Origin of the sequence: Thiocapsa sp. (genome assembly GCF_035467215.1) — a bacterium.
GTDB lineage: Bacteria > Pseudomonadota > Gammaproteobacteria > Chromatiales > Chromatiaceae > Thiocapsa.
In genome coordinates this window covers 1-14,147 of record NZ_DATITZ010000329.1, presented here as the reverse complement: position 1 = coordinate 14,147, position 14,147 = coordinate 1, and the positions used below count along the sequence as shown (strand labels likewise).

Annotated in this window: 12 protein-coding genes and 4 tRNA genes; 4 read left to right on the top strand and 12 right to left on the bottom strand. The window is 65.5% G+C overall.

What is annotated here, in order from left to right; translation table 11 throughout:
* Positions 1 to 104: 104 nt before the first annotated feature.
* From VLR48_RS17705 to VLR48_RS17690, 4 genes are read right to left on the bottom strand one after another with little or no spacing between them, the layout of a single operon-like run.
* Entirely contained in the window at positions 105 to 905 is an 801-nt protein-coding gene (locus VLR48_RS17705) for a DUF2726 domain-containing protein (protein WP_325293054.1), read from the bottom strand.
* Between the two features lie 12 nt (positions 906 to 917).
* The gene (locus VLR48_RS17700) at positions 918 to 1,376 is read right to left on the bottom strand and encodes a hypothetical protein (protein WP_325293053.1); all 459 of its coding nucleotides are present in this window, start codon (positions 1,374 to 1,376) and stop codon (positions 918 to 920) included.
* Between the two features lie 26 nt (positions 1,377 to 1,402).
* Positions 1,403 to 1,921 (bottom strand): hypothetical protein, encoded by a 519-nt coding sequence (locus VLR48_RS17695; RefSeq protein WP_325293052.1) that lies wholly within the window; start codon positions 1,919 to 1,921, stop codon positions 1,403 to 1,405.
* Positions 1,922 to 1,933: 12 nt separating this feature from the next.
* A complete protein-coding gene (locus VLR48_RS17690) occupies positions 1,934 to 2,467 on the bottom strand; it encodes a hypothetical protein (RefSeq protein WP_325293051.1) in 534 nt (177 codons plus the stop codon).
* A 155-nt stretch (positions 2,468 to 2,622) separates the two neighbouring features.
* On the opposite strand from VLR48_RS17690, the gene VLR48_RS17685 reads away from it, so the two are divergent.
* Positions 2,623 to 2,949, top strand: a complete 327-nt coding sequence (locus VLR48_RS17685) for a hypothetical protein (RefSeq protein WP_325293050.1) — start codon at positions 2,623 to 2,625, stop codon at positions 2,947 to 2,949.
* Positions 2,950 to 3,265: 316 nt separating this feature from the next.
* Here VLR48_RS17685 and mgtE read toward each other — a convergent pair whose 3' ends face one another.
* From mgtE to VLR48_RS17650, 7 genes are all read right to left on the bottom strand, one after another.
* Entirely contained in the window at positions 3,266 to 4,708 is a 1,443-nt protein-coding gene (gene mgtE, locus VLR48_RS17680; RefSeq protein WP_325293049.1) for a magnesium transporter, read from the bottom strand.
* A 268-nt stretch (positions 4,709 to 4,976) separates the two neighbouring features.
* The gene (locus tag VLR48_RS17675; protein WP_325293048.1) at positions 4,977 to 5,897 is read right to left on the bottom strand and encodes a general secretion pathway protein GspB; all 921 of its coding nucleotides are present in this window, start codon (positions 5,895 to 5,897) and stop codon (positions 4,977 to 4,979) included.
* Positions 5,894 to 7,744 (bottom strand): AAA family ATPase, encoded by a 1,851-nt coding sequence (locus tag VLR48_RS17670; protein WP_325293047.1) that lies wholly within the window; start codon positions 7,742 to 7,744, stop codon positions 5,894 to 5,896. The genes VLR48_RS17675 and VLR48_RS17670 overlap by 4 nt, the downstream gene beginning before the upstream one ends.
* Positions 7,745 to 8,231: 487 nt before the next feature.
* Positions 8,232 to 8,307 (bottom strand) — tRNA-Lys (locus VLR48_RS17665).
* A gap of 51 nt (positions 8,308 to 8,358) precedes the next feature.
* Positions 8,359 to 8,434, bottom strand: a tRNA-His gene (locus tag VLR48_RS17660).
* A 78-nt stretch (positions 8,435 to 8,512) separates the two neighbouring features.
* A tRNA-Arg gene (locus VLR48_RS17655) sits at positions 8,513 to 8,589 on the bottom strand.
* A gap of 71 nt (positions 8,590 to 8,660) precedes the next feature.
* Positions 8,661 to 8,737, bottom strand: a tRNA-Pro gene (locus tag VLR48_RS17650).
* A 164-nt stretch (positions 8,738 to 8,901) separates the two neighbouring features.
* Between VLR48_RS17650 and folD the strand changes: the two genes are divergently transcribed.
* Positions 8,902 to 9,762, top strand: coding sequence for a bifunctional methylenetetrahydrofolate dehydrogenase/methenyltetrahydrofolate cyclohydrolase FolD (folD, locus tag VLR48_RS17645; protein WP_325293046.1), 861 nt, complete (start codon positions 8,902 to 8,904; stop codon positions 9,760 to 9,762).
* 229 nt (positions 9,763 to 9,991) lie between these two features.
* A complete protein-coding gene (locus VLR48_RS17640; RefSeq protein ID WP_325293066.1) occupies positions 9,992 to 10,684 on the top strand; it encodes a small multi-drug export protein in 693 nt (230 codons plus the stop codon).
* A gap of 150 nt (positions 10,685 to 10,834) precedes the next feature.
* On the opposite strand, the gene VLR48_RS17635 is transcribed toward VLR48_RS17640, so the two are convergent.
* On the bottom strand, positions 10,835 to 11,563 hold the full coding sequence (locus tag VLR48_RS17635; protein ID WP_325293045.1) for an MBL fold metallo-hydrolase: 729 nt from the start codon (positions 11,561 to 11,563) through the stop codon (positions 10,835 to 10,837).
* Positions 11,564 to 12,265: 702 nt separating this feature from the next.
* On the opposite strand from VLR48_RS17635, the gene VLR48_RS17630 reads away from it, so the two are divergent.
* Positions 12,266 to 13,618 (top strand): MFS transporter, encoded by a 1,353-nt coding sequence (locus VLR48_RS17630; protein ID WP_414718626.1) that lies wholly within the window; start codon positions 12,266 to 12,268, stop codon positions 13,616 to 13,618.
* Positions 13,619 to 14,147 lie beyond the last annotated feature (529 nt).

Below are 14,147 nucleotides of genomic sequence, written 5' to 3'. Positions count from 1 at the left end.
TAAGGTATTCAAAAGGTAAAATCCTAAATCGCGTCTCACCGGGATCGAGGACATCGCCAAAGCCAAACGCAAAATAAAAAGACGCATGTCGCTCCGAACGCGGTTTAGATCCTCGCGCGCCTGGGCCGATCTTCGTCGAATTCGACCTCGATTCGGGGCTCGGGCATGCGCTCCTCGGGGCCGATGTCGAGGTCGTCGTCGAGGTGCAACCGAGGCTCGGTGCGGGTACGTGGCTTGATGGGAACGGGCGCGCTCGGCGCTGCTTGCCCCGTTGAGTGTGTCGGGGGTGTCGGCGGGGCCGAGCGCTTGATGCGGGCTCGCTCGGGGACCTTCTCGCCGATCACGTCCGAGAGGTCGCGCAACGCGTCGCGAGTCTCTTGCGCCGAGGGCTCCTCGGCACGGGGGTGGACTCGGATCGTCTGCATGGCCGAGAACACCTGCTCCTCGATCTCCACGACCGAATAGACATCACTCTCGCGAAAGCGCACGAAGGGGAGCTTGGCCGCAGCGCAGATGCGGTCGAGCCGGTTCTTGGGCGGGCGCCTGGACAACCGCGAGCGCGCCGCGAGATTGACCGCACAGGCGATGGCGCTCGACTCCCGGGTACAGATCACGAAATCGAAGACCTGCTCGGCGAGACGCTCGGCCGCGCGCTCGCGGGCGCGTTGATCGAGCCGGCGCTCGACCTCGATGATGTCCGCTGCACGGACCTTGGCGTAGACCCGATATTCTTGCCCGACGGCGCGCTCGAGCACCGCGGCGAAGGCACGCTCCGGCGGCGAGAGGAGAAAGGCGTCGACACGGTAGGGTAAGCGTTTGCGCTGCCTGACACCGCGCCACAGGCTGAACCCGAAGGCGACCGCCGCGAGGGCGCCCAGTCCGAGCAGAAAATAGAAATGCTGCATGATCCGTTCGCCCTACATCGCCCCGCCGAGCGCGGGGTTCGGAGCCGGGAAGGCGATCCCCCGACCATTGAGCCAAGCCCGGTCCAGCGACCAGACGATCGAGCCCACGTCGGGCTCGGCCAGCATCAGACCGATGGCGTGAAACTCCGTGCGCTGGAGCCGATCCCGAGCGGCGGCGAAGGCCGGATCATCGGCGGGCTTGCCGGCCAGTGTCGGATCCATCGCGACAAGGGCCTCTTCCATCGGAACGTCCGCGTCGTAGGGTCGCGTCAGGGTCACGATGCCGTTTAAGAAAAGCAGTGCCTTGAAGTCGTAGGGATACTCCGCGAGGACGGGGTCCCGTTCCAAGACCGCGTTGAGCTGCCAGATGCGCGGGCCGAACGCCATCCCGCCCCAAGGCAGCAGCGACAGGATCAACAGCACAACCAACACTCCCGAGCCGATCACGGCGTTTCGCGTAAAGCGATCCATAGTCAAACCTCGATCCGGAACAAGGGTTAATCGTCGCGGGCGGGCTCCGGGTTGAATCCGAGCCACAGCCAACCGCCGACGAGAAGCAACAGGATACCGGCCAGCACGAACCGGTACCAACCCGGATAACGCACGGCGCTCAAACGATAAAGGGCGCCGGCGCTCACCATCAGGCCATCCCCGGCCACCGGGACGATCCAGCTCACGCCCGTCTCGGGCGGCTCCCAGAGTGCATCGAAGGATCGCAGCGGGCCGGCGACCGAGAGACCTTCGCGCGTCTCCGCGAGATCGAGCGCGGACAAGCCGTCGTCCGTGCCGATCCACAACCGTTGCAGTCCGCGCGCGTCCGGCGGCGCACGATAGAGGGCGAGGACTCGGCGCTCGCGCGGGAACTGCGCCAACGCCGTCCAGGTCTCGCCAGGCGCCGCCTGCCAATAGAGTCCCCGATCCGTCCCGACGAGGAGCATGCCGCCTTCGGTCACGGCGAAACAGAGTGCCTTCACGCCGTCGGGAAGCCCGCGGCTGTTCGCTGTCCAGGGCGACAAGAGCGTGTCGATCTAGGCGGAGTAGACGCCCTCGCCGATCGTTGCGGCGTGCAGATGGATGCGACCGTCGCGGCGCTGCTCGACCAGCCGATACAGCGGCACACCCGAGAGCGGCCGGTGCCAGGTGTCGTCGGCATGCACCCACAGACCCTCGGGAGTCGCGGCCAGGAGTCCCGCCTCGGCGGTCTCCAGGACATCGCTGACCCGCGGGTTGCCGAGCGGCGGCGCGAGACCCGACGGGGACACAAGACCGCTCGCCGTCCCGATCGCATGATCCCCGGGCTCGCCACGCAGTGCCAGCACTAGGCGCCCATCGAGTCCGGCGTCCTCCTGCTCCCAGCCGGCGCCGTCGAAGCGCCAGATCTCGCCGGCCTGGGTGGCGACGAGGATGGTCCCGTCATCGCCCGGCGCGAGGACCGTCACATGCGTCTCCAAGGGCAGATTCTCGCGGATCAAGCGCTCGCCGCCCGGCAGCAGGAATCCAAGCGCGATCAGGACGAGCCCGATCGCGATCGGCGCGGCCACAGCGATTCGACGTAGGGTCATTTCGAGCTCCGATTCATTCGCCCGACAGGACCGAGCGCCGCCCCTGCGCGGATGTTCCTTGACAGGGGAAAAAAGGCCGCGGAGCGTTCAGCGTCGGTTCAGCTTGGATCTGCAACCATACTCGCGTCCCAATCGACCGACGAGGAGAATCGAGTATGTCCAATCGCAAAGCTGCACTGTTGATCGCTCCGGCCTTCGCGCTGCTCATGGCGGCAACCCCGGCGACGGCGGACCAAATGAGCACGCGCGCAGCCGTCGGCGGCGGCCTCGGCGCTGCGCTCGGCGCCTTTGTCGGCGGAGAGCTCGGCGGTCGCAATGCCGCCATTCTCGGCAGCGGACTCGCCGGTGCTGTCGCCACGGCGATCGCGACCGACGGCTATGACAGGCCGGTCTATTCCGACGGTCGCGGGGCCTCCTATTCCTGCCCTCAGGGCCTTTGGAAACAAGGCCGCTGCGGCGACGCCTATGCCTACGGCAACTGATCGATCCGATCCGGTCGGCCTCGGGAACCGCGGAGCGGACCGGGGTCGGCTCGGCCGCCAAGGACCGGCGGCACGATGAAGGGTCTGCTCGCCTCCGGGCGAGCTAACCCGGCGACCGGCCCGGGCTAAACCGCGTCCAGAGCGAGATGCTCACGTTCGGGTGAGCTCGACGTTTGATGCATCCATAACCCATAGCGGGGACACGGTTTAAAATTTTTATATTTTTTAATATTTTAAACCGCGCCGACTCCAACGATCGTCAAGTCTGCCGGGGCCGATCCCATCCCAAAACATCGCATGCCGCGCCGGGCGCGGTTTAGAACAGAAACAATGTCGCCAAGCCGAGAAAGATGAAAAAGCCGCCCGAATCGGTCAAGGCGGTGATCAACACGGAGCTGCCGAGCGCCGGATCGCGACCCAGCCGTTGACGGATCAAGGGAATCACCACACCGGCGGTCGCCGCAAGGAGCAGATTGAGCATCATGGCCGCGGTCATCACCAGTCCCAGCTCGTAGTTGCCATAGAGCAGCCAGGCCGCCGCGCCGACAACCCCGCCCCAGACGATGCCGTTGATCAAGGCCACGCCGAGCTCCTTGCGCAGCAGGCGCCACAGCGCCGAGGGTTGAACCTGACCCATCGCGATCGCGCGCACGATCATGGTGATGGTCTGGTTGCCCGCGTTGCCGCCGATGCCCGCGACGATCGGCATGAGTGCGGCGAGCGCGACCAGCTTCTCGATCGAACCCTCGAAGAGGTCGATGACCCTCGAAGCGATGAAGGCCGTCACCAGGTTGATCGCGAGCCAGGCCCAGCGGTTCTTCACCGAGCGGATCACCGGCGCGAAGATGTCTTCCTCCTCGCGCAGACCGGCATTGCTCAGGATCTCGGCCTCGGATTCCTCGCGGATATGATCGACCATCTCGGCGACGGTCAGGCGACCGATCACGCATTTCTCGCTGTCCAGCACGGGGACCGAGACCAGGTCGTAACGCTCGAAGGCGTTGGCAGCCGAATCGGCGCTGTCGTCCGGCGAGAAGCTGACGATCGACTTGGACTGCATGACCTTGGAGACCTCGGTCTCGGGGTCGTTGATCAACAGTGATTCGAGGGTCAGAACGCCACGAAGACGCTCCTCGCGGTCGATCACGAAGATCTTGTCGGTATGATCCGGCAGCGTATCGAATCGGCGCAGATACCGCAGGACCACCTCGAGGGTGACGTCCTCGCGCACCGTCACCATGTCGAAATCCATCAAGGCACCGACGGTGCCCTCCGGATACGACATGGCCGCGCGAACCTGCTCCTGCTCCTCCTGATCGAGCGAGGCCAGGACGTCCTGCATGATCTCGGGCGGTAGATCGGGGGCCAGATCCGCCAACTCGTCTGCGTCCAGTGTCTCGGCGGCGGCCTTGATCTCGTCGGCGTCCATGGTCCCGAGCAAGGTCGCACGGACCGCGTCCGAGACCTCCAGCAGGATGTCGCCGTCCTTCTCGGCCTTGACCAGATCCCACACGAACAGCCGGTCCTCGACGGGCAAGGCTTCAAGGATGCAGGCGATATCCGCCGGATGCAGACGATCGAGCTTGCGACGCAACCGACCCAGATTTTGCCGGTGGGTGATGTTCTCCACCAGCTCCTGGTGCGGCATCCGCTGGCGATGCACCAGGGTATCGACCAGGCGCAGGCGCGCCAACAGCCGCTCGACATCGCGCAGATGGCGATGCATGGCGTCGGTGTCGCGTGCCTTGGGTTGGGTCATTTGAACGGCGCCGGGGTCGGGGTTGAAGAGGTCGGGGTTGCCTAAAACGCGGAGCTGCGCACTTTACGGAATTTGCCGGCCTGTTGCTTCAAGAATTCGTTTCTCGACACGCATCACGCCGACCACTGCGATGACTTGACGCTGTATGCACAAGCGCCGTAGGGACAAGCGCAGGGCAGTCCACCAGCGCCCGCGCCAGACTCGGTGGACTTCGCTCTCGCTCGTCCCTACAGGCTGGATCTTACGGACGAGACCTCACCACTCTCTGTCAGCGACGCACGAAGAAGGGATTGCCCAGATAGCTCAAGACCGCACCCTCCGGGATGATGCGCTCGATGCGAATCCCGTCGCGGGTCTCCTCGCCCTCGACATAGCGCAGCGCATTGATGAGGACAAACCGCTTGGCGGCGTCCTCGTCGTAGACATGCACGGTCATGAAATAGGCGGGCAGCTGCGCCTGCTGCAGGGGCGTGAGCCGCAGCTTGGTGGGATCCCCGCGGATATCGGCCGGCTGGCGCTGCTCCGGAGGGGGCGGGATACCTTGCTCGCGACGCACCTGTTGCTTGAAGCTTTCGATGTCTTCGACCAGGTCAGACGGTACGGCCGCGCGCTGCGGCCTGCGCCGAGGTTCGGGCGGCGGCTCCGCATAGGCCGTCTGCTCCGCATCCAACTGACGCTGAAGCTCCTGCTCCAGCCAGGGATCCGGCTCTGCCGCGAACACCGGCTCCTCCTCCGAGATCATGTCCGGCTCAGCGCCGGGGACACGCGACGGACGCGGCGACGTGGACGGCACCGCCGTTGGACGCAGCGATGTCTGCGTCTGCGACGACTCGGGCGAAGACGCAGAAGCACCGGCGCCAGTCGGGGCGATCATCGGCACCGTATCCGCCGACGCTTGCCCGAGATCCGCAGCGGAGAGTCCCGGCGCGGATGTCGACATCGGCGTCGGGGCCGCCGCGGGCTCGGCGTCGGCCTGCACGGGTACGGGCACCGGCGCGGGCGTCCGCAACACCGCGTAGAGCGCGATGACGACCGCCACCGCCGCCAAGCCGACGGCGAGCAAGCCCCAATGACGGGTCGGCACCGGCTCTTTGTCCTCGGTGAACATACCGCTGGTGTCCAGCGTCGGGACGCGCCCGAGCTCGCGCTCCTGCTGAGACTTCTTCAGCGCCTCCAGGATATAGCTCATGGCTCCGTGGGCTCCGTACTCGCCGACTCGGACACGTCGGACGTCCGCACCAGCCTGGGGACTCCGGGAAGATCGACGGCGTTGTGCAGTTGAATGAGTGTGCGCGGACCGGCGATCCCGTCCGCGACCAAACCGCGCGACGCCTGGAACGCCCGAACCGAGCGGGTCAGCTCCGTATCGTAATAACTCGAATCGCTGGCCGGAAGCCCCGAGGCCGGCACCTTTTCCAACAGATCCCGCAACCACCGCACCGACTCCCCCGAGGTGCCCGGACCGATCAACTCCGACCCGGTCGGCGGCGGCTGCCATACCAGGATGTAATCCCCGGTCCAGACGGATTCCAGGCCGTCGAGCGGAGCCAGCTCGTTCCCGCCCGGCAGGGCAAGCGTGCCCACGGGCCCATCGAGCGAGCTCAGAACCAGGAAACGTCGAGCGCCCCCGACGTCCCCGACTCGGAGCAAGGCCGGACGGTCGAAAAGACGAAGATCGTCGAGGTCGCCCCGCCCACTCTCGCATTTAAGCCCAAAGGAGGCGACACGTCCGCAGGGGTCGCCGGCCGGAAGACTCTCGACCTCCACACCCCAACGCAGCAACAGCAAACGCAGGGCGTCGGACTCGGGCATGGCGATGCGGGCAAGCGTCTCGGCGAGCGCATCCGGCTCGAAGCGCGCGGGATCGATCCGCGGGAGCGCGTCCGCCGCGGCGCCGTCGAGCGGGGCGCCTTCGCTCGGAGTCGCGTCACCCGAAGCCGCATCGCCGACCGCCCCGGGCGGCGGCGTATCCGCAGCCGCGTCGGACGCCACGAGCAGGGACTCGGGGGATTGCGGGCTTGCGTCCTGCCCCGGCCCGTCACCGGTGCTCTCGGGACGCGGCCCGCCGGTCGAGAGGGTGTGACCGCCCGGGAGCAGATCGACCAGAAGCGCTGCGGCATCGTCGGACACCCAGGCATAGCCGAGCCAGCCGGCGATCATCGCGAGCACAAAGGCGGCAGCGGCGGCGAATCCGGGCCGCACTGCCGGGCGAGGCGGCTTGTCGATCGACTCGCCCTGCACCTCGCGCGCCGCGCGCTTGACGATGGCCGGCGTCACCTGAGAGCTGCGCGTCACACAGGCGCCGAGCAGCTCGCGATCGCAGAGGATGTTGACCAGGCGCGGGACACCGCCCGAGCAGCTGTAGATCCGTCGAATCGCCGCCGCGGTAAACAGGGGACGATCGACCCCGGCGACCGCGACCCGATGGCGAATATAGTCGCCGGTCTCCTCGCGCGTGAAGGGCCGCAGGTGGAAACGCGCGGTCACGCGTTGGTTGATCTGGCGCAGGGCATCGCGTTCGAGCAGACGTCGCAGCTCGGGCTGGCCGATCAGAAAGATCTGCAGGAGCTTGTGCTTGCTCGTCTCCAGATTGGTAAGCAGACGCACCTGTTCCAAGACCTTCGGGCGCAGGCTCTGCGCCTCGTCGATGATGAGCACGGGTCGACGACCCTTGCCGTGCGCCTCCAACAGATAGACGTTGAGCCGGTCGACCAAGGCCTTGACCGAGCGCTCTCCCTCGGGAACCGGAATCCGAAACTCGTCACAGAGATTGAGCAACAGCTCGTTGGCGGTGACCGCGGGATTGAGGATCAAGGCAACCTCGACCCCCTCCGGGAGCTGCTCGAGGAAGGCGCGACAGACGGTCGTCTTGCCGGTACCCACCTCGCCGGTGAGAAGAACGAACCCGCCGCTCTCCCCCGCCCCGTAAAGCAGGTGGGCGAGGGCCTCCTTATGCTGCTCGCTCAGGAACAGATAATGGGGATCCGGCGCAATGGAGAAGCTGGGCTCTTTAAGCCCGAAATACTTGGGATACACACTGGCTCTCGATGAGGTAATGGCGGTGGGCAAGGCGTCGCGCGCAGCCTGACCGATCGAGCGATACACAGGGGTATCGGCCGTGGGCTCGGGCCGATGGGCAAGGCGATGATCGACCGACGGCCGTCGAAGAGACCGACGGGAGGCTGACCCGATCGCCCGTTGCCCAACCGATACATTTTGCGGGGTTTCCGTCGATCGCGCGAGGTTAGTCAGGCTGGCGGGGGGCGTCAAGTCGATGAGCGTACCGGCGAAATGAAACGCTGCTGGCCATGCACGGGTGATTTTGGCCGCCAGACATCCGCCACCGCCGGCGCATCACGCTCGTAACCGGCGAGCCTGCGGTCGAGCATCGGCATGCGCTGATCGGCAGCTCACGCGAAGACACCCGCCGTACGCTGCGTGTCGTACGCCGCGTTTGAACGTGCTGCCCGATCGTCGCGAAAAAGAAAAGGGCCCGAGTGATTTTCACTCAAGCCCTTGAGAATGGTGGGTCGTGTAGGATTCGAACCTACGACCGATGGATTAAGAGTCCACTGCTCTACCAACTGAGCTAACGACCCGAGAAGTCCGTCAATGCAATCGGCACGGACCGATCACAGAGACTGAAATGGTGGGGTGGACGATGGGGCTCGAACCCACGACCACAGGAATCACAATCCTGCGCTCTACCAACTGAGCTACGTCCACCATAGCAAAACGCCGATCCCTGGAAAGCGCTTGACCCGCGCTTCTGTCTCCTTTCCTGCTGCCTGTCGAGCCTGAATTTGGCGCGCTCGGCAGGACTCGAACCTGCGACCCACGGCTTAGAAGGCCGTTGCTCTATCCAACTGAGCTACGAGCGCCGATCGCGTGCGCATCGAAGCCGGCGCCCGGCGCCCCAAGCGTCGTCACCGTGAGCGACCTGGTGGGCAATTGGTCGGGGTAGAGGGATTCGAACCCCCGACATCCTGCTCCCAAAGCAGGCGCGCTACCAGACTGCGCTATACCCCGGTTTCGGAAAACGCGCCCCGAAATCGAAGAGCCGGAACTATACGCCGGGCGAAAAGCAGAGTCAATCCACCGTCGGCGATCGAGCCGCGGCCCGAGACCCTCGCGTTTTCATACGCACCGGCGCTCGCTATGATGCCGCTCAACAATCGCATGACGAGACCATGATGAGCGCACACATTCTGGACGGCAAGGCCGTCGCCGCCGAGATCCGCGTCGAGATTCGCAACCGCGTCGACACTATTCTGTCCGCGGGCGGGCGTCCCCCTGGCCTCGCCGTCGTGCTGGTCGGCGAAAATCCCGCCTCTCAGGTCTACGTGCGCAACAAGCGCACGGCCTGCGCAGAGGTCGGTTTCTACTCGGAGATGCATGAGCTGCCGTCGACGGTCGAGCAAGCGGAGCTCATCGACCTGATCGACCGACTCAATGCCGATCCGAAGATCGACGGCATCCTGGTCCAGCTCCCGCTGCCCGAGCAGATCGACGAAGCCGCCATCACCGACTGCATCCTGCCGACGAAGGACGTCGACGGATTCCACCCCGACAACGTCGGCCGCCTAGTGCTGCGCCGGCCTCTGCTTCGCCCCTGCACGCCGAAGGGGGTGATGACGCTGCTCGAGCGCACGGGCCGGACCCTCGATGGCCTGGATGCCGTCATCATCGGACAATCCAACATCGTCGGCCGACCGATGGCTCTGGAGCTGCTCGCCGCCCGTTGCACCATCACGGTCTGCCATAGCCGAACCAAGGATCTCGCCGAGAAGGCGCGCGGCGCCGACATCTTGGTCGCCGCGCTGGGGCGCCCGCGCTTCGTCCCGGGCGACTGGATCAAGGAAGGCGCCATCCTGATCGACGTCGGCATCAACCGCACCGCAGAGGGCACACTCGTCGGGGATCTGGACTTTGCGAGCTGTGCAGAGCGCGCCTCTTGGATCACCCCGGTGCCCGGCGGGGTCGGACCCATGACCATCGCCAGCCTGCTCGAGAACACGCTTCAGGCCGCGGAGCTGCACGCCGCGTTGCTTTAGATCGCGCGCGGTTCAGCTGCGCAGCATGCACACCGCGGCCACCGCCATTTCCAGGGCCTGCTCGGGGTTCATACGGCGGTCGATTCGGGTGACATAGGTTGCGGTAAATGGGATCGCGGACCCAGAGGACCGGACTGCCGTTCCGTCGGACGATCTCGATCATCGGGGCGTGCAGGTGAAGGGCCTCGTGGCTGGTCGCAAGAGGAAAGATCAAACCCGGGTGCACACCATGATCGCGTCGTGGAAATCCGTCCTGCGGACCTCCGAAGGTCTGGTCCTGCTGGCCGCACTCTGTCTGTCTCTTGCGTTGCTGGCCGCACTGGCGGTAGCCACCGTGTGGTCCCCGGGATATGGTCAGTTGCTCGCGGCCGTCATCGCGACCAACCTGGTCTTCGGGCGCGTCACGGGCATGTCGCTCGGATACGCCACCGGACTCGATGACCTCACGGTGGTCCTGGCCAACCTCCTGATCGAGACGATCCTGGTCTTGATCTTCTACCCCTTGTTCGTCTTCAGCTGGCGCGGGCTGTTGGAAGTGAAGACCCTGCGACCTTACCTGCGCGCGGTCCGGGAGACCGCGGAACGCCATCACGGGACGATTCGCCGTTACGGGCTCATCGGCCTGTTCCTCTTTGTGTGGTCGCCGATCTGGATGACCGGGCCCGTCGTCGGCTGCGCCATCGGCGTCCTGCTGGGTCTCAGCATGCGGGTGACATTGGGGGTCGTCTTGGCCGGGACCTACGTCGCCATCCTGGGCTGGGCAGTGGCCATGCGGCAGCTACACGATCAGGTCGCAGGGTTCAGTCCCTTCGGCCCGCTGGGCTTGTTCGCGTTCCTGGTGGTCATCATGCTCGGAGGCTATCTGCTGAGAAGCCTGGTACGCCGCCGCCCCCGGACGTCGGCCCGCGAGCGTGTCGACTAAACCGAGCCAGCTCGAACAATCGTCGAGTCTGCCGGGGCCGATCCCATCCAAAAACATCGAATACCGCGCTGGGCGCGGTTCAGCAACGAAGGACACACGGCCGGGGCTCACATCTCAGCCCCGGATCGACCGGACCCGATCGGGAACGCTCTATTCCGAAAGCGTCTCGGCAAGCGCACGAAGCAATGCGGCCCCGTCGCCACGCCATGCGCTGCCGTGCATGCACCCGAGTGTTGCCGGATTGGTCGAGGCAAGCTTCTCGAGCAGGAGACGCGCGTTCTTCGTGTACGAGAAATAATCCATCTCATGGCGGAACGCCTCGCTCGGCCCGAGAATGTCGGACTCGGTGACGGGCGGAAGCTGACTGCCGCCCTGGGTGAAGAGGTCGCCGCAGAGGAGTGTCGAGGTTCGCTCTTCCATCAGAAAGCCACACTCCCACGCGTGCGGCAAATGGGGAGCGTCGAGCCAACGAACGACATGTTTGCCCAGCGAGATCGCCTCTCCGTCGGCGAGCGCTCGGGGTGCCCGATCGGCAAGGTCGCCGATGGATACCATGGCCGCAACGGTGCCGCACAGCGGCGAGGACTGCGGGGCGGAAGCAAGCCACTCGTTCAACGAGCCGCACTCGTCGGCTTCCACGTGGGACAAGGCGATATAGCGTAGGCTCTCGACCGGCAGAACACTGGCCACCGCTTCGCGCACCAGGGGAAACATCCTTCTCGGACCCGTGTGAAACAGGAGTGGCTCATCATCGACGATCAGGTACTGATTGAATGAAAACCCGCCTGCATCCGAGATGACCACCGGCGTATTGATGCGATAAATCCCGTCGGCAACCTCGTGGACGTTCGTCCCGGACTGGATATTGGTCACGGTCATTGGACCCTCCTCGGCGCCGCTTAAGCGATCGTGGCGTTCGACGGCCCGCCGCCCGACCTCAGAGCGCGACGGCCGAACGGCCCACGCGGATTGATGGCCCGGCGGCGGTCGATCAGGGCGGCCCATGACTGCGGAGAAGTCGGTCGCGCCGCCCGCGCTGCCCAGTCGATCGGCCAAGAGACCCTTTCGCCTCGAAGGACGGCCCGACGAACATTCGGCAACCCAATCTTCCGAAGATGCGTTGAGTATAGACAGGCACCGGGCTTCCAAGGCGCCGGGGGCCGGTCATCGTGGTCCAGCGCGCCGTGGCGATCCAGACCGCGCTCATCGACTCCCAAAGGCAAGGCGTGCGGCATCCTTCAAAGAAAGACATCGGGGTTTTAAGTGGGCCCCTCCCCGATGCTCCCCTCGCATTGCGTGATTTCAAGACGTGACCCCGATGCCCTCGCATCCGGCGGCCATGCCGGTGTCGGCAAGGATCTTGGTCAGCGGCGCCGGACGCCGTTGATCCACGCAGGTCAACGCACCCGAGACCGACCACGAGTGAGCCGGGTTTCGTTCATACTTCAGTCATCCGAGGGGTCCGCGGCGGGCGCTCGATCTCCCGAAGAACGTGGATCGATCGCGTGACCGCCGCAGCCAAACGGATCGGCGGCGAGGGGCCACGCACGCACCCGTCGCGCGACTCGGAAGGCGGTCCGCGTGCCTATCGGGAGGAGCCTCGTGACTACGACACCCCGCGCGCCCGGGCGCGAGATCTTCGGCTGGGCGATGTTCGACTTCGCCAACTCCGGCTACACGACGGTCATCGTCACCGTCGTCTTCAGCGTGGTCTTTCCGCGCCTCATCGTCGGCGACGCGCCCGACTACCGGCTGGGCGACCTCTGGTGGAGCGTCGCGCTCTCGGTGAGTTACGCCCTCGTCGTCGTGACGGCACCGGTGCTCGGCGCGATCATGGACTATCGCGCGGCGAAGAAGCGGTTCCTGTTCGCGAGCTACATCACCACGGTGGCGGCGACGGCGCTGCTCTACTTCGTGAGCCCGGGCCAGGTGCTGCTTGGCGTGCTGCTCGTGGTCGTGTCGAACTACGGTTTCGCGGTCGGGGAGTCGTTCACGTCAAGCTTCCTGCCGGACCTGGGGCCCACGGAAGAGCTGGGCAAGATCTCCGGCTATGCGTGGGGCCTCGGCTACGTCGGCGGCATCGCCTGTACCGGCCTCGTGCTCGCCGTCATCGGTGACCAGACCCTCGAGAACTTCGACCGCGTCAGGCTCGTCGGTCCGATCACCGCGGTCTTCTTTCTGGTGGCCGCGATCCCGACCTTCGTGTTCCTGCGCGAGCGTGGCACGCCGAAGGTGCTGCCCCCCGGCGAGTCGCTCTTGGGCATTGGTTTCAGGAGATTGCTCGACACGGGCCGCGCGCTCGGGGGGTTCCGCGACCTCCTGGTGTTCTTCGTCTCGTTCTTCTTCGCGATGGCCGGGCTCTCGATCGTGATCGCGTTCGCGTTCGTCTACGGCGACCAGGTGATTCGGTGGAGCGCCACGGGCCTGATGCTGATGTTCGTGATCACCAACCTGACCGCGAGTCTCGGGGCGATCGGGTTCGGGTTCCTCCAGAACCGCTGGGGGAATCTGCGCACCTACAACCTGACGCTGGCGATCTGGGTGGCCGCGACCGTCGGGATCTGGGGCACGCCGGCCCTCACGGCTTGGCTGAACAGCACCCTCGGCACCGCATGGTCGGCCGAATCCGTCTTCCTGGCCATGGGGGCGATCGCTGGGCTCTGCCTCGGCGCTACGCAATCGGCCAGCCGAACCCTGGTCGCGGTGTTCAGCCCGCAGTCGAAGACAGCCGAACTCTTTGGATTCTGGGGGCTCTTCGGCAAGCTTGCGGCCATCTTCGGCCTGCTGTCCCTCGGATTGCTGCAGGCGCGTCTGGGACTCCAGTCGGCCATCCTGCTTTGCGCCCTGTTCTTCCTGGCCGCACTGTTACTTGCGCTCTTCGTTCGGGAGCAACGCGGACGCGCCGCCGCAGTGGCCTACATCGCCCCCGAGTGAGGGCCGGCCTCGCGCTGCCCTGCGCCCGCCCGGATACCCGGACCTCCCCCGGGGGTGTTGAGAGGAATCGCAGGAGCAGCCGACACCTATCCTGACACTGAGGATGTCCTTTGGAGCGCCGTGTTGGGCCATGCCTTCATTGCATTGAATGAAGGCCAATCATGCTGCCTTCGGTACACAAACTCGACGCCGTGCGGATGCATCTTCCAGTTGGCCCAGTCCTCGGAGCAAACGAGCTCGCTGAGGAGCCAACCCTGGTCGAAGCGGGACATCTGCTCGGGAGGAAGCTGCCAGATCTCTGCTCCACCCCCGGTCGATGTCCCCGAACCGTTTTCGGCGAGGTGCACGTAGCTCTCCGGCAATTCCGGGTAGAGTAGAGAGCCTGACAGCATCCGGCGTCCGTAGATCCGGCCTATCTGTTTCCGCCCCTTTCGTTTGGCGGTGCCTCAATAGCCGAGTCGTAGCCACAGGATGCCAGCCCTCCCTCATCAAACCGTGCATACGGTTCTCCCGTACACGGCTTTCCGAT

Excerpts from the sequence above, each read along its gene's own strand:
- VLR48_RS17685 (WP_325293050.1), top strand. The coding sequence starts at position 2,623 with ATGTCCAATCGCAAAGCTGCACTGTTGATCGCTCCGGCCTTCGCGCTG.
- VLR48_RS17635 (WP_325293045.1), bottom strand. The coding sequence starts at position 11,563 with ATGACCGTGACCAATATCCAGTCCGGGACGAACGTCCACGAGGTTGCC.
- VLR48_RS17640 (WP_325293066.1), top strand. The coding sequence starts at position 9,992 with ATGATCGCGTCGTGGAAATCCGTCCTGCGGACCTCCGAAGGTCTGGTC.
- VLR48_RS17675 (WP_325293048.1), bottom strand. The coding sequence starts at position 5,897 with ATGAGCTATATCCTGGAGGCGCTGAAGAAGTCTCAGCAGGAGCGCGAG.
- VLR48_RS17700 (WP_325293053.1), bottom strand. The coding sequence starts at position 1,376 with ATGGATCGCTTTACGCGAAACGCCGTGATCGGCTCGGGAGTGTTGGTT.
- VLR48_RS17690 (WP_325293051.1), bottom strand. The coding sequence starts at position 2,467 with ATGACCCTACGTCGAATCGCTGTGGCCGCGCCGATCGCGATCGGGCTC.
- folD (WP_325293046.1), top strand. The coding sequence starts at position 8,902 with ATGAGCGCACACATTCTGGACGGCAAGGCCGTCGCCGCCGAGATCCGC.
- mgtE (WP_325293049.1), bottom strand. The coding sequence starts at position 4,708 with ATGACCCAACCCAAGGCACGCGACACCGACGCCATGCATCGCCATCTG.
- VLR48_RS17705 (WP_325293054.1), bottom strand. The coding sequence starts at position 905 with ATGCAGCATTTCTATTTTCTGCTCGGACTGGGCGCCCTCGCGGCGGTC.